At 62.1% G+C, this 22,087-nt stretch carries 22 protein-coding genes; 15 read left to right on the plus strand and 7 right to left on the minus strand.

Features of this window, described 5'->3' with window-relative positions; translation table 11 throughout:
* Positions 1-220: 220 nt before the first annotated feature.
* Positions 221-1,279: a D-TA family PLP-dependent enzyme gene (locus AYK65_RS25615; protein WP_046117192.1), complete on the minus strand. Its 1,059-nt coding sequence runs from the start codon at positions 1,277-1,279 to the stop codon at positions 221-223.
* Between the two features lie 160 nt (positions 1,280-1,439).
* Between AYK65_RS25615 and AYK65_RS25620 the strand changes: the two genes are divergently transcribed.
* The 6 genes from AYK65_RS25620 (at position 1,440) to AYK65_RS25645 (ending at position 5,739) form a co-directional block, all read left to right on the plus strand.
* Complete coding sequence (locus AYK65_RS25620; protein WP_026616581.1) at positions 1,440-2,282, plus strand: transporter substrate-binding domain-containing protein; 843 nt, start codon at positions 1,440-1,442, stop codon at positions 2,280-2,282.
* A gap of 64 nt (positions 2,283-2,346) precedes the next feature.
* The gene (locus AYK65_RS25625; protein ID WP_026616582.1) at positions 2,347-3,009 is read left to right on the plus strand and encodes an amino acid ABC transporter permease; all 663 of its coding nucleotides are present in this window, start codon (positions 2,347-2,349) and stop codon (positions 3,007-3,009) included.
* Between the two features lie 5 nt (positions 3,010-3,014).
* A complete protein-coding gene (locus AYK65_RS25630; RefSeq protein ID WP_026616583.1) occupies positions 3,015-3,674 on the plus strand; it encodes an amino acid ABC transporter permease in 660 nt (219 codons plus the stop codon).
* A 14-nt stretch (positions 3,675-3,688) separates the two neighbouring features.
* Positions 3,689-4,456 carry an amino acid ABC transporter ATP-binding protein gene (locus tag AYK65_RS25635; RefSeq protein WP_026616584.1) on the plus strand — a complete coding sequence of 256 codons (768 nt, stop codon included), beginning with the start codon at positions 3,689-3,691 and terminating at the stop codon, positions 4,454-4,456.
* Between the two features lie 32 nt (positions 4,457-4,488).
* Entirely contained in the window at positions 4,489-4,872 is a 384-nt protein-coding gene (locus AYK65_RS25640; protein ID WP_026616585.1) for a RidA family protein, read from the plus strand.
* Positions 4,873-4,926: 54 nt separating this feature from the next.
* Entirely contained in the window at positions 4,927-5,739 is an 813-nt protein-coding gene (locus tag AYK65_RS25645; protein WP_081161839.1) for an IclR family transcriptional regulator, read from the plus strand.
* 28 nt (positions 5,740-5,767) lie between these two features.
* Here AYK65_RS25645 and AYK65_RS25650 read toward each other — a convergent pair whose 3' ends face one another.
* From AYK65_RS25650 to AYK65_RS25675, 6 genes are all read right to left on the minus strand, one after another.
* Positions 5,768-6,847 carry an ABC transporter ATP-binding protein gene (locus AYK65_RS25650; RefSeq protein ID WP_081161842.1) on the minus strand — a complete coding sequence of 360 codons (1,080 nt, stop codon included), beginning with the start codon at positions 6,845-6,847 and terminating at the stop codon, positions 5,768-5,770.
* A complete protein-coding gene (locus AYK65_RS25655; RefSeq protein ID WP_026616588.1) occupies positions 6,844-7,779 on the minus strand; it encodes a PfkB family carbohydrate kinase in 936 nt (311 codons plus the stop codon). The genes AYK65_RS25650 and AYK65_RS25655 overlap by 4 nt, the downstream gene beginning before the upstream one ends.
* A gap of 1 nt (position 7,780) precedes the next feature.
* The gene (locus AYK65_RS25660) at positions 7,781-8,800 is read right to left on the minus strand and encodes an SIS domain-containing protein (RefSeq protein WP_139793348.1); all 1,020 of its coding nucleotides are present in this window, start codon (positions 8,798-8,800) and stop codon (positions 7,781-7,783) included.
* Between the two features lie 2 nt (positions 8,801-8,802).
* On the minus strand, positions 8,803-9,648 hold the full coding sequence (locus AYK65_RS25665; RefSeq protein ID WP_081161848.1) for a carbohydrate ABC transporter permease: 846 nt from the start codon (positions 9,646-9,648) through the stop codon (positions 8,803-8,805).
* Entirely contained in the window at positions 9,648-10,529 is an 882-nt protein-coding gene (locus AYK65_RS25670; protein ID WP_026616591.1) for a carbohydrate ABC transporter permease, read from the minus strand. Before AYK65_RS25670 ends, AYK65_RS25665 begins: the two co-directional genes overlap by 1 nt.
* A 183-nt stretch (positions 10,530-10,712) precedes the next feature.
* Positions 10,713-11,951, minus strand: a complete 1,239-nt coding sequence (locus AYK65_RS25675) for an extracellular solute-binding protein (RefSeq protein WP_026616592.1) — start codon at positions 11,949-11,951, stop codon at positions 10,713-10,715.
* Between the two features lie 232 nt (positions 11,952-12,183).
* On the opposite strand from AYK65_RS25675, the gene AYK65_RS25680 reads away from it, so the two are divergent.
* The 9 genes from AYK65_RS25680 (at position 12,184) to AYK65_RS25715 (ending at position 22,076) form a co-directional block, all read left to right on the plus strand.
* Positions 12,184-13,413 (plus strand): ROK family transcriptional regulator, encoded by a 1,230-nt coding sequence (locus tag AYK65_RS25680; protein WP_026616593.1) that lies wholly within the window; start codon positions 12,184-12,186, stop codon positions 13,411-13,413.
* A gap of 221 nt (positions 13,414-13,634) precedes the next feature.
* Entirely contained in the window at positions 13,635-14,534 is a 900-nt protein-coding gene (cysD, locus tag AYK65_RS25685) for a sulfate adenylyltransferase subunit CysD (RefSeq protein ID WP_046117190.1), read from the plus strand.
* Positions 14,534-16,435: a bifunctional sulfate adenylyltransferase/adenylyl-sulfate kinase NodQ gene (nodQ, locus tag AYK65_RS25690; protein ID WP_046117189.1), complete on the plus strand. Its 1,902-nt coding sequence runs from the start codon at positions 14,534-14,536 to the stop codon at positions 16,433-16,435. Before cysD ends, nodQ begins: the two co-directional genes overlap by 1 nt.
* Positions 16,432-17,238: a 3'(2'),5'-bisphosphate nucleotidase CysQ gene (gene cysQ, locus AYK65_RS25695; protein ID WP_026616596.1), complete on the plus strand. Its 807-nt coding sequence runs from the start codon at positions 16,432-16,434 to the stop codon at positions 17,236-17,238. Before nodQ ends, cysQ begins: the two co-directional genes overlap by 4 nt.
* 42 nt (positions 17,239-17,280) lie before the next feature.
* Positions 17,281-19,242: an asparagine synthase (glutamine-hydrolyzing) gene (gene asnB, locus AYK65_RS25700; protein ID WP_081161851.1), complete on the plus strand. Its 1,962-nt coding sequence runs from the start codon at positions 17,281-17,283 to the stop codon at positions 19,240-19,242.
* A 40-nt stretch (positions 19,243-19,282) separates the two neighbouring features.
* Positions 19,283-20,023, plus strand: coding sequence for a PHP domain-containing protein (locus AYK65_RS25705; protein WP_081161921.1), 741 nt, complete (start codon positions 19,283-19,285; stop codon positions 20,021-20,023).
* Complete coding sequence (locus tag AYK65_RS25710; protein WP_046117186.1) at positions 20,020-21,012, plus strand: ATP-grasp domain-containing protein; 993 nt, start codon at positions 20,020-20,022, stop codon at positions 21,010-21,012. The genes AYK65_RS25705 and AYK65_RS25710 overlap by 4 nt, the downstream gene beginning before the upstream one ends.
* Positions 21,013-21,015: 3 nt before the next feature.
* Positions 21,016-21,144 carry a hypothetical protein gene (locus AYK65_RS33565; RefSeq protein ID WP_275531694.1) on the plus strand — a complete coding sequence of 43 codons (129 nt, stop codon included), beginning with the start codon at positions 21,016-21,018 and terminating at the stop codon, positions 21,142-21,144.
* Between the two features lie 5 nt (positions 21,145-21,149).
* Positions 21,150-22,076 carry an NAD-dependent epimerase/dehydratase family protein gene (locus tag AYK65_RS25715; RefSeq protein WP_081161853.1) on the plus strand — a complete coding sequence of 309 codons (927 nt, stop codon included), beginning with the start codon at positions 21,150-21,152 and terminating at the stop codon, positions 22,074-22,076.
* Positions 22,077-22,087 lie beyond the last annotated feature (11 nt).

Below are 22,087 nucleotides of genomic sequence, written 5' to 3' on the forward strand. Positions count from 1 at the left end.
TGACGCGCCGGGCGGAATTCGTGAAATCTCATTTCGTTCTTTAGGTATTTTCTGGAATGCCTTGCCCGCTCAGGTCCCCGCGGCAACCGCACTCCGCCTGCAAGATAGCACGGTATCTTAGCGACGCACTAAAATTATGCGTCGCTCGATAGTAACCGCTGCGCAAAGAGGCGGCCCGGCTTGCCCGTGTTGGATGCCGAGGGAACGTCCAGCAACAGAATTAAAGGACGCAGCCGCGGGCGGGGATGGGCCATTGCCCTTTCGGCTTTCCGCCCTCGAGGACGTGCACGGCGTCAACCATGTTGGTGACGACGCAGGCGTGGTTCGGAACGATGCGGACCTGCTCGCCGACCTTGAGGCCGATCGGCCCGTCCGACACGAGGCGGCCGTGCTCCTCCGAGAGCTGATCGATCCGGATGTCGTCGCGGCCGAGAACATGGCCGTAGCCGCTGAGCCCGAGGAGATCCGAGGTCAGAACCTTGCTGCCTGCGTCGATGATCGCCCGGTTCTCGGCGGGGACCGAGACGACGGTCGCAAGCACGGTGAGCGCGCAGTTTTCCCATGTGGCCACGCCGCGGACGACGAGTGAGCGGTCGTTATAGATATAGGTGCCCGGGCGATATTCCGTGGTGATCGGCGCTTCCGCCGCTTCCATCATGCCCGGAGTCCCGCCGGAGGTAATGGTCGGCACTTTGAGCCCATCCGCCTCGATCAGCCGCTTCGCCTCGCTCATGAAGGATTGTACCCGGGCCGCGCCGTCGGCCGGCGGATAGGTCATCAAACCGCCGAAGCGCAACCCCGAAGCATCGGAGATCCGGCGGGCAAGTGTGGCGGCTTCGGCGGGCATCGCGACGCCGCAACGGTCGGCGCCCGTATTGCATTCGACGAGCACGGTGAGCGGCTTACCGGCATGGGCGAAGTGAACGGACAAACCGTCGATGACAGTTTGATTGTCCGCCACCACGCTGAGGATGACCCGTTCGTTCAACCTTTCGAGACGCGCGAGCTTTTCTTTCCCGAGCATGTTGTAGGTGATCAGCACGTCCTTGATCCGGGCGCTGCCGTCGACCATCGCCTCCGCTTCGGTGACCTTTTGACACGTAATGCCTATTGCTCCGGCGTCGAGCTGCAGTTCGGCCATCTGCGGCAGCTTGTGCGTCTTTATGTGCGGGCGCACGCCGATGCCGTTCCGATCGGCATAGTCCTGAAACCTGCGGATGTTGCGCCGCGCGATGTCGATATCGACCAGAACGGCGGGGGTTTCGATCGGCAAGGTCATGCGGCCTCAATCCTCCTCGGCAGGCGAAGATGGCGATTCTCGCCGATCCCGCTTGACAAGTTATGCACCGAGGCCTTTCATAGGTCAATCCAGTATTCGGGACGTATGTCCGATATAGTGGACTTATAATTCACCGGGAACGAAAAAGGGGAGATCTCCGATGATCAAGACATTCGCTATTGCCGCGAGCCTTGCCGTGGCAGCCTTGGCCGGCACGCCCGCCCATGCGCAGCAACCGTCAAGCAAGCTCGACGAGGTTCTGGCCCGCGGCCATCTCATACTCGGCACCGGCAGCACCAACGCGCCATGGCACTTCAAGAGCGCCGAGGACAAGCTGCAGGGCTTCGACGTCGACATGGGCCGCATCATCGCCAAGGCCCTGTTCGGGGATCCGGAGAAGATCGAGTTCGTCAACCAGTCGTCGGATGCCCGCATTCCGAATATCACCACCGGCAAAGTCGACATCACCTGCCAGTTCATGACCGTCACGGGCGAGCGAGCCCAGCAGATAGCTTTCACCATTCCCTATTATCGCGAAGGCGTCGGCCTGATGTTGAAGGGCGATGGCAAATATGCCGACTACGAGGCGCTGAAGGCGGCAGGTTCCTCGGTCACGGTTTCGGTGCTGCAGAACGTCTATGCGGAAGACATGGTGCACGCGGCTCTGCCCGAGGCGACCGTCGATCAGTACGAGTCCCAGGATCTGATCTACCAGGCGCTCGAATCCGGCCGTGCCGATGCCGCTGCCACCGATCAATCCTCGCTTGCCTGGTACATGACCCAGAACCCCGGCCGCTACAAGGATGCCGGACACGGCTGGAATCCGCAGACCTATGCCTGCGGCGTCAAGCGCGGCGATCAGGATTGGCTGAATTTCGTCAACACCGCCCTGCACGAAGCCATGACCGGCGTCGAGTTCGATTTCTATGCGAAATCCTTCAAGACCTGGTTCGGCAAGGATTTGACCCCGCCGCAGATCGGCTTCCCGATCGAGTACAAGTAAGCCCATCGGCGGCTCCGCCGGTCGGCGGCGCCGCCTTTCGCTTTGCTTAAGCTATGGCACGTCCATGACCTATTCATTGAACTTCGCGGCTGTCTGGCGCTCGTTCGACCTTCTTTTGCAGGGGTTGGCGCTCAGTCTCGGGCTGGCGTTGGTCGCGATTCTCGCCGGTTGTGTGATCGGCTTGATCACCGCCTTCGGGCTCGTGTCGAAGAGCGTCGTGCTGCGCAAGCCCGCCGGTCTCTATGTCACGATTATCCGCAACACGCCGATCCTCGTTCTCGTGCTCTTCAGCTATTTCGCCCTTCCCGAACTCGGTGTGCGCCTCGGCAAGATCGAGAGCTTCGTGGTGACGCTCGCGATCTATTCCGGCGCCTATCTCGCCGAAGTGTTCCGCGGTGGCCTCATCGCCATACCGCCGGGGCAGCGCGAGGCGGGGCTCGCGATCGGGCTTAGCGAAATGCAGATCCGCACCTCCATCATCATTCCGCTGATGCTGCGCAACGTTCTGCCGTCGCTCGGCAGCACGATGATCTCGCTCTTCAAGGACACGTCGCTTGCGGCCGCGATCGCCGTGCCGGAACTGACCTTCGAGGCGCGCAAGATCAATGTCGAGACCTTCCGCGTGATCGAGACCTGGATCGTGGCAAGCTGTCTCTATGTCGCAACCTGTTCGCTGCTGGCCGCGCTGATGCGGGCCGTCGAGCGGCGTCTCGCCGTGCCGAGGTGATCGCCATGGATTTCGGTTTTCTCGATCAGCTCTGGGTCGCCCGCATTCCGCTCCTCAAGGGCCTCGGCGTATCGATCTCGATTTCACTTCTCTCGATTGTGGCCGGTACGGTCCTCGGCATCTTCGTCGGACTGGCACTCGTCTATGCTTATAGGCCGGTTCAGTGGCTGGTGCGGGGTTATACGGACTTCATCCGCGGCACGCCGGTGCTCGTGCTGGTGCTTGCGAGCTACTATGTGTTGAGCACCGTCGGTATCGATCTCGGCCCGTTCCAGGCAGGCGTGCTGGCGCTTGCCGTCTTCTGCAGTTCACATGTCGGCGAACTGGTGCGCGGTGCGCTGCAGGCGATCCCCAAGGGCCAGACCGAGGCCGCGAAGGCGATCGGGCTCACCTTTCCGCAGACCTTCGCCTATGTGCTTGGGCCACAGGCGCTGCGCCAGGCGCTGCCCGCCTGGGTCAACACGGCGGCCGAGATGGTCAAGGCCTCGACACTGCTTTCGATCATCGGCGTCGGCGAGTTGCTCCTGCGCACGCAGGAAGTGATCTCGCGCACCTTCATGAGCCTCGAATTCTATTTCTTCGCAGGCTTCCTCTATTTCGTCATCAATTACGGCATCGAGCGCTTCGGTCGTTACGTCGAGCGCAAGACCGCCGTTCCGTCGTGAGGCTTCGCAATCTGATGACCAATCTTCTTGAAATCCGCGATCTTCACAAGCGCTACGGCACGGTCGAGGTGCTGAAGGGCGTCGATTGCTCTATGCGCCAGGGTGAGGTGATCAGCATCATCGGCTCCAGTGGCTCCGGCAAGACGACGATGCTTCGCTGTATCAACATGCTGGAAGAGTTCCAGGGCGGCACGATCTCGATCGACGGCCAGGAAATCGGCTACGAGACGGTGGGCGGCGTGCGGCGCCGCAAGCCGGAGCGGGAGATCGCCCGCCAGCGCGCGCTCACCGGCATGGCCTTCCAGCAGTTCAACCTTTTCCCGCATATGACCGCGGCAGGCAATGTCATGCTGGGGCTCGTCAAGGTGAAGAAGATGAGCCGCGACGAGGCGAGGGGACTGGCGGAGAAATGGCTCGACCGCGTCGGCCTGCTCTCGCGCAAGGATCACTATCCGGGCCAGCTTTCAGGCGGCCAACAGCAACGCGTCGCGATCGCGCGCGCCATCGCCATGAATCCCAAGCTGATGCTCTTCGACGAGGTGACCTCGGCGCTCGATCCCGAACTCGTCAACGAGGTGCTGCAGGTGATCAAGGGGCTCGCCGAGGACGGCATGAGTATGCTCATCGTCACCCACGAGATGCGCTTTGCCTATGAGGTGTCGTCCCGGGTGATCTTCATGAACCAAGGGCGCATCGGCGAGGAGGGCGATCCTCGCGAAATGTTCCTGAAGCCCAAGACGGAGCGGCTGGCGGAATTTCTGAAGACCTCGACGTTCAACTAAACAAACCGTGCGATGAAGAAGTGGAGTGTATTGTGACGATCAAGCGTTATGGAACGGGCGAAACCGGTGCGGGCAAGCAGCCCTTGCCCTTTGCGCGCGCCGTCGAGGCGAACGGCTGGCTTTATGTTTCGGGGCAGGTCGCCATGGAAAAGGGCGAGATCATCGCCGGCGGCATCGTTGCCGAGAGCCGCAAGGCGATCGAGAACATGATCGCCATCCTCAATGAGGCGGGCTATGGCCTCGAAGACGTCGTCCGTGTCGGCGTCTGGCTCGACGATCCGCGCGACTTCTGGACCTTCAACGGTGTTTATGCGGAATATTTCGGCAAGCATCCGCCGGCGCGCGCCTGCGTTCAATCGCGCATGATGGTCGACTGCAAGGTCGAAGTTGACTGCGTCGCCTACAAGGTTAAATGAGGTGAATCCGGCCCGCATCTGAACGGGCCTTCACGAATTGACATCGAGGATGCGATGGCGGAAGCGGCAGATACCATCAATCGCAGGGCGCGGGGGCTCGATCGGGCCTTCGAGATACTCGACTATCTGCGTCTGCAGCGTCAACCATTGCGCCCGAACGAGATCGCGCAAGGCATCGGCGCGCCGCGATCTTCGGTCTATGAACTTGTCAATCTGCTGCTCCGCCAAGGCGTGATAGAATACCGCGGCGATGACGGCCGCGTCTTTCTCGGCCGCAAGCTCTATTTCCTCGGCGCGGCTTATGCCGAGCAGTTCGACCTCATGCGCGAGTGCGAGCATTTGCTGGCCCGAATCGCCGAAGAAACGCGTGAAACGGCCCAGATGTGCCAGCTCGAAGGCAACAAATATGCCGTCGTGCTGATGAACGAGGGCAACCGCCCGTTCCGCATCTCCACCAATATCGGTGAGCCGGTTGCGATCCCGTGGACCGCCTCGGGCCGCCTCCTCGTCGACCATATGAACGACGAGGAGATACTGGCCTTCATCCCTGAAGAGGATTTCGTGCTGCCGAGCGGCAGGCGCCTCGATCCATCCGAGTTCATCGCCCAGGTCCGTCAGGCCAAGAAGGATGGCTATTTCACCTTCAACAGCATCGTCGACAGCTTCACTCACTGCTTTGCCGTGCCCGTCTGTGACGCGGAAGGGATCTGCGTCGCGACGCTCTGCCTCGTCGCACCGAAGGAGGACGGTCTGCGCAATCGGGAGACCTATCTTCGCGTGCTGATCGATGGGGCGAGCGAGCTATCGGAGAAGCTCGGCTACCGGCAGGATCACGCGTCGGCGGCGCGGACCGCCTCAGGCCGCTGACTGCTGCAGTCAAAGCCGAAGACGGCGGTTATGCTGCTCGAAGCGAGCGGCCGCTGCCCGGATCGAAGAGATGCAGCGCGGCCTCGTCAAAGGTGAAGGCATGAGTTGATCCCATGCTCAGCGCCGTGCGCGGTGGTAGGGACGCGATGATGCGCTGTTTACCGACTATTGCCGTGGTCACGAGTTCCGGCCCCGTCAGCTCTACGACCTCCACACGCGCCATCAATCTCGGGCCCGGTGAGTCGGCCGCGAGCCGCAGGACTTCCGGCCGGATGCCGACCTTGACAGGTCGCCCCGCGGCGGCGCTTTTGAAGCTCGCCGGCAGCGGAAGGATTTCCTCGCAACCGTCGAGCTTCAGCCCACGTCCGGTCACCTCGGCGTCAAGGATGTTCATTGGCGGTGAGCCGACGAAGCCGGCGACATAGAGTGTCTCGGGCCGGTCATAGATCTCTTCGGGCGTGCCGAGCTGTTCGATCCGGCCGTCGCGCATGACGGCGATGCGGGTTGCGAGCGTCATCGCTTCGATCTGGTCATGGGTGACGTAGACGATGGTGGTCTTCAACATCTGGTGCAGGCGCTTGAGTTCGGTGCGCATCTCCATCCTGAGTTTGGCGTCGAGATTGGAGAGCGGCTCATCGAAGAGGAAGACTTGCGGATTGCGCACCAGCGCCCGGCCGATGGCGACGCGCTGGCGCTGGCCGCCGGAAAGCTGGCTCGGTTTGCGCTCAAGCAGATTCTCGATCTGGAGCAGTTTCGCCGTCTCACGCACCGCCTTCTCGCGCTCGGCCGGCGGTACCTTGCGCATCTCGAGTCCGAAGCCGATGTTGCGGGCGACGCTCATGTTCGGGTAGAGCGCGTAGGACTGGAACACCATCGCGATGTCCCGATCCTTGGGATGGACCCCGAGGACGGAGCGCTCGCCGATCAGGATGTCGCCGCCGCTCGGTTCGGCCAGTCCGGCGATGATGTTCAGAAGCGTGGACTTGCCGCAGCCGGACGAGCCGAGCAGCACCAGGAACTCGCCGCTATCGAGTGCGATGTCGATGCCTTTCAAGGTTTCCACCTCGCCATAGCGCTTGTGGATGCTGCGGATCTCGAGTGCGCTCATCGCTGACTTTCTTCGATAAAGGCAGAAAGGGGTTTGCCATAGCTGCGCGGCAGCGTGGAAATCGCCTCTGAGGCGACGGCGACGCCGGTCCTGAGGCAGGCTTCGAGCGGCATGCCGGCGGCAAGCGCCGCCAGAAAGCCGGCATTGAAGACATCGCCGGCGCCGATCGTATCGACGACCTTGACCCGCGGTGCTGCGACGGAAAACGCCTGCCCGTCCGCGGCGAGCGCAAGCGCGCCCTGCGGACCGCGTTTGACAACGACGATCGCATCGGCCGCCATCGCGCCCTTTAACCTGGCTGCCGCCTCGGCCGGATCGGATTGCCCCGTCAGCATGGTCGTCTCCACCTCGTTGAAAAGCGCGCAATGACAGCGCTTCAACCAGCTCAGAGTCTTGAGCCTGTTCGCCTCCGTCCAACCCTCGATCGGCCAGCCCGTGTCGAGTGCCACGGCGACTTCGTGCTCGTCCGCCCAATTGAAAAGCTCGTCATAGGCGAGCGTCAGCGCATCGGTCAGGAACGAGCCGGAGAGCAGCGCATAGCCGCCGCCGAGCCGGTTTCCGTCGAGCATCGAGAGCACTTCTTGAAAGCTGAAGAGCGGCAGGTGACCTCGGGTCGTAAAGAAGGTGCGCTCGCCGTCGGGGTGGGTGATGCCGACCGAAAGCGTTGTGCCGACGGCTTCCACCGGCCAATCGCGGGACCGTTCGCCGAAGGCCTCCTTCAGCCAGGCGCCGAACTGGTCGTTGCCGACATTGGCGGCGATCTCGTAGTCGACGCCGAGCGAATCCCAGGCAAGCGCGTTGTTGCCGGCGCAGCCGCCGACGCGCAGCTCGTCGTGATCGACGATGATCTCGGTGCCGGCCTTCGGCCAGGGCTCGGCGGGACCGAGGATGAGGTCGACATTGACGTTGCCGATGGCTGCAAGCGGACGCATTTCATTCGCTCCGGGTGACCTTGGTGGACCGCACCGGCGTGCCGGCATTCTCGACACGGGCGTCGGCGAAGGCGACCATCAGCGATTGCGCCACGGGCAACATTGCCAAGATGGCGGCCATTCCTGTTGACCGCTTGAAACCAATCGTCGTGACGCCTTCGATCGGCGGTTCGCCCGAAGCGTCGAAGACGACGACCGGCGAACGGGCCTCGGCGGCAGAAGCCGCCATCGCTTGGACGAGCCCGGCCGTCGGATCGGCGGCTCGGAAGAGCACGACGCCTACGGAGGGCCCAAGCATTTCCATCGGCCCGTGCCGCAACTGTCCGCCCTCGAGCGAAAGGCAGGGAAGCCGCGAGAGTTCCGTAAGACCCAGCGCAATCGCTTCCGCGAGCCCCTGCAGCCTGCGGCCGGAGGTGACGATGGCGCCGACATCGGCGAGCGCCGCAAGGGCGCCGTCGATTGCCGGCATTTCGGGACTCTCGAGGGCACGAAGTGCTTCGGCCGGATCGGCGCCGAGGGCAGCGAGAATCGCGAGATGCAGTGCGAAAGTCACCGTCAGGCTGCGTGTCGCTGCAAATGCCCGCTCAGTGCCGCCTGCTCCGATAAGCGACGGTACAGCCCTCGCCAGCAAAGCATCCTCTTCGAGTGTCAGGCCGAATGTCTCGGGCGTACCGCCGTTCGTCTCCCTCAACCAGCGCAGCACTTCGGCGCTCTCGCCGGATTGCGAGGTGACGAGAATGGTCTTGTCTTCGATCGAAAGCGGCTGGCCAAGCTGTTCGGAGAGCGGCAGGGCCACCGCGTCGACGCCAAGCGCGCGATAAAGCGGCTCGACGGCCCGACCGACGGCGTGCGAGCCGCCCATGCCGAGAAGGAGAAGTCGGCCGGTCGATATCAGCGAGGCAGCTAGCCGCTGGGCAAGAGCGGTCGCTCGTTCATAGGAAGCGATGGCGTCGGCGTGCTGGCGCGCCATCTCCCGATCGATCGCTATGAGCCCCGCCGGGCGATCCTTTGATACGCTCATGGTTATCCCTTTACCCCGCCGCTGGTGAGCCCGGAAATCAGCGCTCTTTGCATGACGAGACCGATCAGCACCGGGGGCAGGGCGGCAAGCACGCCGGCGGTTGCGATCAGCCCGTAGTCGGAGACACGGCCGCCGGCGAGATCCGCAATGGCGACGGTGAGTGTTTTGGCGCGCAGATCGGAGGTGAAGAGCAGCGCGTAGAAGAATTCGTCCCAGGCAAGCAGGAACGCGAAAAGCGCCGAGGTCGCCATCACGGGGGCGGCAAGCGGTAGCGTCAGCAGCCTGAGGATCTGGTCGAGCCGGGCGCCGTCGATCATCGCCGCGCTCTCGATCTCGCGCGGGATGGAATCGAAGCCCGACTTCAGCAACCAGGTCGTGAAGGGCGCGAGAATGGTGAGATAGACGAGCGCCAGACCGAAGACCGAGTTGAGCAGGCCAAGATAGGCGAGGCCCATATAGAGCGGCACGGCAAGCGCCACGGGGGGCAGCATATAGGTGGCGATCACGGCGTAGAGCGACCAGGAGACTGTCGGCGTGCGCGACACGGCCCAGGCGGAAGGAACCGCGACCACGATCGCAGCAAGCGTCGCCATCGCGGCGACCTTCAGGCTATTGAGGAGCGAGGCGATGAAGGCTGCGCCGGCGCTGTTCTCGACGGCTGACAGAAGCGTGCGATAGCGGGAAAGATCGACCTCGCTCGGCCACCAGTTGAGAGGCTTCGCGGAAAGATCGGCCGCGGGCGAAATGCTCATGACGAAGAGCCAGATGATCGGAGCGAGGATCACCAGGGTGAGGAGCAGGGCGCTTGCATGGACGAAGAAGGAAAAGAGGCGGCTTTGGCGTTCCATCACGAAGCTCCCGCAGCCTTGCGTAGCAGCGCCGCATAGGCGACGGCGAGGATGGTCACGAGCAGGGTGACGATGAGCGCCAGCGACGCGCCCGAGCCTGCCCGCTGGAAGGAAAAGGCTTCCTGGTAAACAAGGATCGAGAGCGTGCGAGTGCTGTTTGCCGGCCCGCCCCGCGTCATTACCCAGATGATGTCGAAGACCTTGAAGGCCTCAATGGTGCGCAGTACCAGCGCCACGAGCAAAGGACCGGCAAGATACGGCATGATGACGAAACGGAAACGATTGAGGGAGCCGGCGCCATCGACGAGCGCGGCTGCGGTGATATCGCGAGGGACGGCCTGGAGCGCGGCAAGGGCAATCAGCGCCACCAGCGGAAAGTTCTTCCAGCAGTCGGCGACGATCAGCGCAACGAGGGCCGTACCCGGCTCGCCGAGCCATGAGCGATAGCTGTCGAGGAGGCCAAGTTGGGTGAGCGCCGCGTTGAGCGCGCCGTATTCGGGATTGTAGATCAGGCGCCAGAGCGTCGCGTTGACCACCGTCGGCAGCGCCCAGGGCAGGATCATCAGCGCCCGAAGTGCGGTTCGTCCGCGGAATTGCTGGTTGAGGAGGAGTGCGGCAAGGACGCCGAGCACCATTTCGGCGGCGACTGAGACAACCGCGAACCAGGAGGTGGTGATGAGCGCCCGCTGGAAGTTCGAGCCCGTCAGCATTTTCACATAGTTGTCGGCGCCGACGAAGCCGCCTTCGGTGCCGACAAGCTTCGCATCGGTGAAGGAGAGCCGCACCGTATCGACGAGCGGCCAGCCGATGACAGCAACCATGACCACCAGGAGCGGCAGCATCATGAGCCACGCGCGTGTTGAGATCCAGGTGCCGGACATGAATTACACCTTTTGGCGCCTGCAAGATGCGGGCGAGCTCGGTTGACCCGACCGGCAAGCATGTGGATTTAAGAACTTAGGGCACAACCTGGCGGTAAGCCGTTCCATGGACGTGGTTTCACCTTCTGCGCCCGGGGCGTTCGGCGCCCCCGGACGATTGCTCGTCCGGGGGGAAACAGGCCGTCAGAGCCCGCTGTTTTCAGCGGCGCTCTTCAGCGCATCCTCCGGCGAAGCCTGGCCGAGAAGCGCTTCCTGGATTGCTTGCTGCAAGGCGGTCGAGAGCTCCTGATATTTGGGCGTCGTGGGTCGCGGATACATCGCCGCAAGCCCGCGCTTCGCGGCGGCGATCAGCTCTTCCTGGCCCTTGGTCACGCTTGGGTCCTCATAGGAGGAGGCCCAGATCGGCAGGCTGAGCTTGGCATAGGCGTTTTGCGTCTCCTGCGAGGTCATGTGGACGATGTATTTCCACGCCTCTTCCGGATGCTTGCTGGTGGTGGTGATGCCGAGCCCCATGGAGCCGTTGACGGCGGAAACCTCGCTCTTGCCGGCGACTCCGGGTGCCGGCACAACGCCGACCTTGCCGGCCACCTTGCTCTCCTTCGGGTCATTGGCGAGATTATACATGTAGGTCCAATTGAGCGCGAAGGCGGCTTCGCCGTTCTGGAATACCTTGCGCACATCCTCCTCGAGAAATTCCTTCGAGTTTGGATTGGTGAGGCCCGAGGTATAGCTCGAAACCATGTAGTTGAGCGCGTCGAGCCCGCCGCCCGTGGTAAAGGCGGGTTTGCCGCCCTCGAGGAACTTGCCGTCATAGGCGCTGACGAGCGTCGTGTAGTCGCAGATCGCCGCTTCCGCCTGCGACCAGCTCCATGCGATGGGCGTTTCCAGGATGCCCTTTTCCTTGATCGTCTTTGCCTGTTCGGCAAGCTCGTCCCAGGTCTTCGGCGGCTCCTTGATGCCGGCTTTCTCAAGGATTTCCTTGTTATAGAAGAGATACTTGGTGTCGAGGATCCACGGCATGCCGTAGCGCTTGCCGTTGTATTCCACCGTGGTCCAGGCGCCGGGAAGGACACCCTTCTTCATTTCCTCCGTGATCCGGTCCGTGACGTCGACGAGCACGTTGTTGGTCGCGTATTCCGCCGGCCAGATCACGTCGAAGAGGACGACGTCGTAGCCGCCGCCGGAACCCTGCGCCAGCACCGTCTTGTCGTGCAGGCCCTCATAGGGGACGAATTCGAGATTGACCTTTACGTCCGGGTTCGCCTTGGTGAAGGCTTCTGTCATGGCGCGGACATCGGCCTCGCTATAGGCGGCCTGCGCCATGAAAAGGGCGTTGAGCGTAGTCTCCGCATAGGCGTGTCCGGTGAGTGCAACGCCGGCGAGCGTCGCGCCGAGCAAGGCACTGGGTATGGATTTCAACATTGTCGCCTCCATTTGCTGACTGCTTCAGTCTTCCCGGCGCACTGCCAATGCGCGCGCCGAATGCCAGAAATCCGCCGCTTCCCGCGACGGCCGTCGACAAATCAATCGGAGCGTTTGCGTTCGCTTGGCGACCGCTTTCGTTCCCCCGAGGTTCTTTCGACCTCTTATTAAGTCAATTGTCTTGACTAATTTCTTGTTCAATATTCTAGATGTGTCAAGTGGGATTTGCGGGATGAACGAGATGCGCCCGATCCGGGCAAAGAGCGGCACCAATCAGGAGGGGGCGAGCGCCCATAATCGGCGCGTCATGATCGATGCCTTGCGGCTGAACGGGCAGCTTTCGCGGGCCGATCTCGCGCGGGCGACGGCACTGACCAAGCAGGCCGTCTCCAACATCATCGAGGAGCTGGAGAATGACGGGCTTGTCACGTCGCTCGCGGCCGTCCGCAGGGGGCGGGGGCAGCCCTCGACCCCCTATCGGCTGGTGCCGGAAGGAGCCTTTGCCATCGGCCTTCAAATCGATAGGCACGTGACGCGCACCGTTGCGGTCGATCTCGTCGGCACGGTGCTTACGCGCAAGGAGACGAACCTGCCTGCCGGCGGACCGGAAAAGGGCGCAGAGGCCGTTCTTGCCCTGATCGAGGAAACCCGGCGCGCTCTCGTGAAGGCCGCGCCGAAATCGAAGGATCGCCTCGTCGGCCTCGGCGTCGCCATGCCCGGGCCATTCGGCATTGCTGCCGACCAGGATGACCCCTGGATGATGGCCGCCTGGCAGAGTTTTCCTTTGGTGGAGACACTATCAACCGGGACGGCCCTCGACGTGCGCCTGCAGAACGACGCGGCGGCCGCGGCAACGGCGGAAAAGATGGTCGGCGCCGCCCACGGCCTCGACCACGCCCTTTGCATCTATCTCGGATACGGGCTTGGCGCCGGGCTGATCCTCAATGGTGAGCTCTACCGCGGCGCCAATGGAAACGCCGGCGAGATCGGCATGATCCTCAGCAGGCCGCGTGGCGGGGCGGATGACGCGAGGGCACCACTCGAACACAGGACGTCGATCGCCTCGCTCTGCAAGGCCCTCGATCTCGACCCCGCCGATCCCGACCTCTACGACCACATCGACGCCAAGGCCCGCATGCCGGATCAGCGCGTGAAAGCGTGGATTGCCGATGCCGCCTTTGAACTCCAGGCCGCCGTCCAGATTCTCGAGACGGTTTTCGATCCACAGACGGTCATCCTGTGCGGCGGCATGCCGCCGGGCCTCGCCGACCTCCTCCTCGACGCTCTCCATCCTCTGCTCCCTTCGATCGCCGAGCGGCGGGGGCGGAGCGCGCCACGATTGCAACTGGGCTTCACCGACCCCTGGGCGGTCGCGATCGGCGCAGCGGCGGAACCAATCAGTCGGACGTTCGATCCGCGGTTTTCGGCGATCCTGAAGACGCGGGTGACGGCCGCGCCCTGATCGCAGCAGACGTGCGGCCACGTCGCGCGCCGCTTGCGAAAAAGAGGATTGCTATTGTTACTTGAAATATTAGCGATATGGCGCTTAAATGCGGCCTAGTCGGCGGGATCACGTTTAGCTGCTGCACAATTATTTGAAATGCGCCTGCGATCATTGGCGGGCGACGTTCTTTTTGTTCGCATACAAGCATTTTTATTATTTAAAATCAGAGGGATTGCGATATGTCTCTTCCCCATCTTCGGCGACTTGAAGCCGAAGCGATTCACGTCATTCGAGAAGTCGCTGCAACGTTTTCCAACCCGGTTGTGCTCTATTCCATCGGCAAGGACTCTTCGGTTTTGCTGCACCTGGCGATGAAGGCGTTCTATCCGGCCAAACCGCCTTTTCCTTTCCTACACGTGGATACGAAATGGAAGTTCCGGGACATGATCGAGTTCCGTGATCGGATGGCGCACGAACTCGGTTTCAACCTTCTGGTCCACGTCAATCAGGACGGGATCGATCAGGGGATCGGCCCCTTCACGCACGGGTCCAACGTCCACACCCACGTCATGAAGACGATGGCGCTGAGGCAGGCCCTGGAGAAGTACGGCTTCGACGCGGCTCTTGCGGGCGCGCGCCGTGACGAGGAGAAGTCGCGGGCCAAGGAGCGCATCTTCTCCATCCGCAGCGCCCAGCACGGCTGGGACCCGAAGCGTCAGCGCCCCGAGATGTGGAAGACCTACAACACGCGGGTCGGCCAGGGCGAGACGATGCGGGTCTTCCCGCTCTCCAACTGGACCGAGTTCGACATCTGGCAATACATCCTGCGCGAAAACATTCCGATCGTGCCGCTCTATTTCGCGGCCCGGCGGCCGGTCGTGCAACGCGATGGCATGCTGATCATGGTGGACGATGACCGCATGCCGATCCAACCCGAGGAGGAAGTCCTTGAGCGCCTCGTACGTTTCCGGACGCTCGGCTGCTATCCGCTGACTGGTGCGATCGAGTCCGAGGCTGCCACGGTTCCGGACATATTGCGGGAAATGCTGACGGTGCGGACGTCGGAACGGCAGAGCCGCCTGATCGACACCGACGAAGTCGGGGCAATGGAGAAGAAGAAGCGGGAGGGGTACTTTTGATGTCGTATGTTCAATCCATACCGCCGCATGACATCGAGGCGCATCTGGCCGAGCACGACAACAAGTCGATCCTCCGATTCATCACCTGCGGCTCCGTCGACGACGGAAAATCGACTCTGATCGGACGATTGCTCTACGACGCGAAACTGATCTTCGAGGACCAGTTGGCAAACCTCGGACGCGTCGGTCCGCCTGGTACCGCCAACGGCAAGGAGATCGATCTGGCCCTTCTTCTCGACGGGCTTGAGGCCGAGCGCGAACAGGGCATCACCATCGATGTCGCCTACCGCTATTTCGCCACGTCGAAGCGCAAATTCATCGTCGCCGACACACCCGGCCACGAGGAGTATACGCGGAACATGGTGACCGGCGCTTCGACGGCGGATCTCGCCATCATCCTGATCGATAGCCGCCAGGGCATCCTGCAGCAGACGCGGCGCCATTCCTACATCGCCTCGCTGCTCGGCATCCGCCACGTCGTGCTCGCGGTCAATAAGATCGACCTCGTAGACTTCAACCAGCAAGTCTTCGACGAAGTCGTCGCCGACTATATGGCTTTTGCAAAGGAACTCGGCTTTGCCAGCATCCGGCCGATCCCGATCTCGGCGCGCTACGGAGACAATGTCATCTCGGCATCGGTAAACACGCCGTGGTACAGGGGCCTAGCGCTGCTCGAATATCTGGAGACGGTGGAACTCGATCCACCCGTCCGGGAGAAGCCACTCCGCTTCCCGGTGCAACTGGTCATGCGGCCGGACGCGGACTTCCGCGGCTATGCAGGCCAAGTCGCCTCCGGCAGGGTTTCCGTCGGCGATCCGGTCGTCGTCGCAAAATCCGGACAGCGAACGACCGTCAACGCGATCGTCACCTATGACGGGAACCTCGTTACGGCAGGGGAGGGTGAGGCCGTCACGCTCGTCCTTGCGGACGAGGTCGATGCCTCGCGCGGCAACATGCTGGTCCCCCCGGCCGCACGGCCATTCGTGGCCGACCAGTTCCAGGCGCATGTGATCTGGTTCGACGCCAACCCGATGTTCCCGGGGCGCAGCTACATCCTCAGGACCGAGACGGACAGTGTGAGCGCGGCGGTCACCACGCTCAAACACCAGGTCAACATCAACAGCTTCGCACGCGAGGCGGCGAAGTCGCTGCAGATGAACGAAGTGGGCGTCTGCAACATCTCGACACAGACGCCGATCGCCTTCGACGCCTACAAGGACAACAGGGCGACGGGCAACTTCATCATCGTCGATCGGGTGACGAATGCCACCGTCGGCGCCGGCATGATCGATTTCCCGCTTCGGCGCGCCGATAATGTCCACTGGCATGCGCTCGAGGTGAATAAAGGCGCGCGCAGCGCGATGAAGAACCAGCGCCCTGCCGTGCTCTGGTTCACCGGGCTTTCCGGCTCCGGCAAGTCGACGGTCGCTAACGCTCTCGATCGCATCCTGCATGCCCGCGGCAAGCACACCTACCTGCTCGACGGCGACAATGTGCGCCACGGGCTCAATCGGGATCTCGGCTTCACCGAGGAGGATCGTGTCGAGAACATTCGCCGCGTGGCGGAGGTGGCCAAACTCATGGCGGATGCCGGTCTGATCGTTCTCGTCTCCTTCATCTCGCCGTTCCGCGACGAGCGGCGCATGGCGCGCGAATTGATGGAGGAGGGCGAGTTCATCGAGATCTTCATAGACACGCCGCTTGAGGAGTGCGCGCGTCGGGATCCTAAAGGGCTCTACGAGAAGGCGCTCGCCGGCAAGATCGCGAACTTCACCGGCGTCTCCTCGCCGTATGAGGTGCCGGAAAACGCGGAATTGCATCTGCAGACGGTCGGTCACGAGCCGATCGACCTCGCTCTGAAGATTGAGGAATTCCTCGACAAGAGGATGGGGGACGAATGACACCTCTTTGCGAACTGCTTGAACGCATCGCGCTCGACGCGGGAGCGGCTATTCTCGACGTTTATGAGGCCGGCCCCAGTATTTGCTACAAGGACGACCATTCGCCCGTCTGTGAGGCCGACGAGCGAGCCGAAGCCATCATCTTGGACAGGCTCGCGGCCGCCTTTCCGCATATTCCGGTCGTTGCGGAGGAGGCCGTGGCATCTGGCCGCGTTCCCGACATCAGCGGCGGCACCTTCTTTCTGGTCGATCCGCTAGACGGGACTAAGGAGTTCATCAACCGGCGCAGCGACTTCACGGTCAACATTGCTCTTGTCGAGGGCAATGTTCCGATCGCGGGCATTGTCTATGCGCCGGCGCAGCGCTGCGCCTATGTGGCCGACGACGGCCGAGCGGAAAAGCTCTTCCTGGACCAGGCGTTCAAGGTCGAGCAGAGGCAGGCGATACGCGCACGGATGCGAGGGGCGGCCCTGACGGCGGTTGCCAGCCGCTCGCACAACAGCTCCGAAACAGAAGCGTTTCTGGTCGGCCACGGCGTAACGGACTACACTTCCGTCGGTTCGTCGCTGAAATTCTGCCTGCTCGCCGAAGGCAAGGCGGACGTTTATCCGCGCTTCGGCCGAACGATGGAGTGGGATACGGCGGCCGGCGATGCTGTGCTGAAGGCCGCCGGCGGTTCGGTGGTGCGGTTGGACGGCTCGCGCTTGCTCTACGGCAAGACGCGGCAGGACGAGGACAGCGACTTCGCAAATCCGCATTTCATCGCCTGGGCGGACATGTCTCCGGCGTTGGCGGCACTTTAGTACTGCACGCGATTTGCAGCGAACGGCCAAGAGGAATTTCTCATGTGTGGAATTGCCGGCCTCATAGATTATGCGCAGCATGGCCGGGAGGAACTGGCGCAGAGACTGACGCGCATGGCTGATGCGCTTGCTCATCGTGGACCGGATGCCTCAGGCATCTGGCTCGATCGCGACGGCCGTGTGGGCCTGGGTCACCGCCGGCTGTCTATAATTGACCTTTCTCCCACGGGTGCCCAGCCTATGCATTCGAGCAGCGGCCGCTACTCGATCGTGTTCAATGGCGAGATCTACGGATTCCTTGGACTGAGGACCGCTTTGGAGGAGCGTGGCTCGCTTTTTCGCGGCCACTCCGATACTGAAGTGCTCCTGGAGGCGATCGAGGCCTACGGCCTGGAAAGTGCATTGCATCGCTGCAACGGCATGTTCGCCTTTGCTCTTTACGACAGCGCCACCCGACAAGTCATATTCGCTCGCGACCGCCTAGGAAAGAAGCCTCTCTATATCGGCGTATCCAAGAGTGCTGTTGCTTTCGGCTCCGAGCTGAAAAGCATTAGAGCACATCCTGCCTTCCGGTCCGTTGAAATAGACCCCCACGCGGCCTCGCTTTTCTTGCGATACGGTTACGTGCCGACCCCTTACTCGATCTATCGCGGAATCTTCAAACTTCCGCATGGCTCCTGGCTGAGCCTCTCGGTCGACACGCCACCGGCGTCGGCGTCGGCCGCTTTGAGCGGGGTCAAGAGCTATTGGGATGCGTTCGAGGCGGCGGAAAGAGGCCATGCGCAACGGATCGAATGCCCCGACGAAGCTTTAGAGGCGCTCGACGCCGAATTGAAACGGGCGGTAAGCGAGCGGCTTGTTTCGGACGTCCCCGTGGGAGCCCTCCTTTCCAGCGGCGTCGACTCTTCCTTGGTGTCGGCCGTAATGCAGGAAGTTTCGACGTCACGTGTGAAAACCTACACCGTGCGCTTCGTGGAGGAGCAATATAACGAGGCGGATTTGGCGTCAGCCATCGCCGAGCAGCTCGGCACCGATCACACCGAGATTACGGCCGAACCTGATACGGCACTGCGGATGGTGGCCGAATTGCCGGATGTCTATGACGAGCCGTTTGCCGATCCTTCGCAGATCCCGACGCTGCTGGTGTCGCAGTTGGCGCGAAGAACCGTAACAGTGGCGCTCTCGGGTGATGGCGGGGACGAGTTCTTCGGCGGCTATAAGCGCTATCGGCAAATGGTCGCCTTCGACCGCCTGGCCAGGAAAACGCCGGCCGTCGCCCTGCGTGCAGCAAGGCACGCCCCACACTGGGCGCTGGAATTTGCCGCCGCGGCGGCACGCCATGCGCGTCCGTCCTCGCTTCAAGACGAAATAACGGGCAAACGGCTAAGAAGACTTGCCGAGCTTCTGGAGATTGACGATCCCGACGCCCGCTACCTGGACTTTCGTTCGCTCTGGTCACATCCGGCGGATGTGGTGTTGGGCGGGGCAGAGCCTCCGACGGCTATGACCTCGAAACGGATACCGGCTTGCCTGGGCGCAGTCGACAGGATGATGTACAGCGACATGGTCGACTATCTGCCCGACGACATCCTCGTAAAGATGGACCGCGCTTCGATGGCGGTGGGCTTGGAGATGCGGGCTCCCTTGCTTGACTACCGCTTTGTCGAGTTGGCTTGGCGCGCGCCAAGGTCGCTGTGTTTCGCTGAAGCCACGGGCAAGCCCGCGCTGCGCAAACTCCTGTCCCGAAGACTGCCGGAACAATTCATAAATCTTCCAAAACGTGGATTCGGCGTTCCCGTCAACGCTTGGCTGCGCGGGCCGCTGCGTGTCTGGGCGGAGGAGATGCTGTCGCCATCCCGCCTGCAGCGCGATGGAATCTTCCGCGCCGAGCCGATCGTCAGTCGATGGAAGGCGCATCTTGACGGCCGCCGCGACTGGGGACCGCAATTGTGGGCGGTTCTGATGTTCAACCTATGGCACGATCGGTGGGTGCACCCCGGCTGATGGACGCGGAACGAAGCTTACCAAAGGGCGCATGACAAGCATGGACGCGCAACGAAATACGGATCCGCGCAAGCCTCTGTTCTCCCGGTTTAGGGATCTCAGTCGCGAGCAGTTGAATGTGGAGCTCCAGGTCCATACCAGTTGGACCGATGGCCGGGCGACGGTGCTCGAAGTCCTGCAAACGGCGAGCGAACGCGGGCTTGCGGAGCTTGCCTTCACGGAGCATGTCCGAGAGGAGACGTCCTGGTTTCCTGACTTTAAGGATGAGATTCTTTCCGCTGCGCCTCGCTTCGATAATTTGCGCGTTTATGTGGGTTGCGAGACGAAAGCCATGGACGACAATGGCAGCCTGGATGTGTCGCAATCCGTGCTCGACGCATGCGATATCGTTCTTGGTGTCGTCCACCGCTTGCCGGACGGAAAAGGCGGCTATCTGGATTTCGACAAGCTGTCCTTCGAAGAGACAGCCGAAATCGAATTCCGGCTATCGATGGGGATGATCAAAAACGCGCCGATCGACGTTTTGGCGCATCCGGGTGGCATGAGCCTGAGGCGGCATGGACGCTTTCCGGAGCACTATTTCCGCGCATTGATGACGGCAACGCTGGAGCGGGGGATCGCGATCGAGATCAACTCATCGTACCTGGCAGATATGCCTGCATTTCTGGCCTTGTGCGGAGAGATCAACCCGTTTGTCTCGATCGGTTCCGATGCGCACAAGTTGAGCGAATTGGGCCGTTGCAGAGATCAGCTAATTGAATTGGGGGTAGGGCGATCATGAAAGTCTTCGTCACGGGTGCGGGCGCCCTGCTGGGGCAAGGCATCATTCGCGCCCTGCGGCGGTCGACCTTGAACGCAAGGATAATCGTGGGGGATCCGAGTCCGCTCTCGGCCGGCCTTTACTGGGGAGATGCAGCCCATCTTATCCCGATGGCGAAAGATCCTGCCTATCTGGAGCGGCTGGGCGATCTTTTGCGTGCGGAACGGCCAGACATCCTGATCCCGGGGACAGATGTCGAGCTCCCGATCCTTTCGGCCAATCGCGAGGCGATCGAGACAACCTACGGAACCAGGGTAATCATCAGTTCGCCTCATGTGGTGTCCATCGCGAACGACAAGTGGCTCACCTCCGAGTTTCTCCGGGAGCGGGGACTGGGCTTCGTTCCTTCGTGTTTGCCAGGTGACGAGGAGGTCCTGATCGAGGAGTGCGGATTCCCGCTCATCGTCAAGCCTCGGATAGGGGCCAGGTCGATCGGCTTCGGAATCATGCGCGACCGGGATCAGCTAAAGCGGGCAATAGCCGAACAGCCCGGCATCGTCATTCAGAAATATGTCGGCTCGGAAGCGAGTGAATACACGGCAGGCACCCTGACCTTCGACGGGAAATGTCGCGCGACGATCGTCATGCGCCGAGACCTGCGGGACGGCAATACTTACCGGGCCTTTGCCGAGCCCTTTCCCGCGCTCAGCAGGGCGATGGCACAGGCGGCGGACGCTCTCGGCGCGTACGGTCCTGCAAACTTTCAGTTTCGTCTGGACGATGGCGTGCCGAGGATTTTCGAGATCAACGCCCGGTTTTCAGGAACGACCGCGGTGAGAATCCATGCGGGATTCAATGAGGTGGAGATGTGCATCCGGCATTTGCTCTTCGGAAAGCCGGTCGAGCAGCCGGAGATCATGCCGGTGACAATCTTGCGGCACTGGTCGGAGACCGTGGTGAGACCCGGTGAGCTGATCACGGCCCCCGAGCGTTTGCAGGAAGAAGTTTAATCCATGTCGCCCAAAAGTGTGCAGCGGTTCCGGGATTACGACGCGCATGACGGCAAGAAGCTGAAGCGTGTCGTCCATATTCGTTCAGGGGCGACCCGCTTACGGCGGCTCGCGGGAAACCGCGGGGTCTGACGTCGATGCAGCTCGTTGTTACCGGTGCGACAGGCTTTATCGCCTCGAGGCTGATCGATCGCGCGCTTACAATGGGTTATCGCGTTACGGCCTTGGCTCGTGACCCGGACCGGGTGACATCAAGAAGTAGCTCGCGCTTGCATATCGAGAAGTGGTCGATTGGCGAGCCCTTGCCGGCGGTGACGCGAGCTGACGCCATTCTTCACCTTGCCGCTTATATTCCGGCCGATCTCGGCGACCCGCACCAAGCCGCGAGATGCTTCGAGGTCAACACGAACGGTACCTTGCGGGTCGCGATGGACGCCGCCTCGCAGGGGGTGAAGAGATTTATATTTTTCGGGTCGGGGCAGGTTTATGTGCCCGCCTCCGAGCCGGTGTCGGAGACAAGTCCTGCCTTTCCGGTGCATCGCGCCAGCTATTATCTCGCGAGTAAGCTCTCGGCGGAGATTTGCCTGCTGGCCTTCGGGACAGCATACGCGATGCCTGTGACCGTGCTTCGTCTTGCATCCGTCTATGGTCCCGGCATGCACGGCACGGGCATGTTGCCGACTTTCATTCGTGCGCTCGGAAGCAGGCGTTCCGTGGTCATACAGGACGGGGGGCGATATCGCGCCGACCTCGTTTATGTCGACGACGTGGTTTCTCTGGCGTTGCGGGCGGTCGAGAAAGAGGAGGCCGGGGTATTCAATGCAGGCAGCGGGCGCGCCTGCAGGTCGCTCGAGGCGGCTCAAATCATCGCCCAGGCCCTCGGCGTGGACCCGAACCTCGTCGACGTCGAAGGCGAGCGGGTTGGAAGCATGACGGGCTTTGCGCCGCTGAACGTCACCAAGGCGACGGAGCAGTTAGGGTACAACCCACGCTCTTTCCGCGAAGGCATCGAAGCATGGAAAGCAGAGACGGGCTTTAAGGACTTCCAGAACGGGCAACACTGAGCCGGCGGTTC

Source organism: Ensifer aridi (assembly GCF_002078505.1).
Lineage (GTDB): Bacteria > Pseudomonadota > Alphaproteobacteria > Rhizobiales > Rhizobiaceae > Sinorhizobium > Sinorhizobium aridi.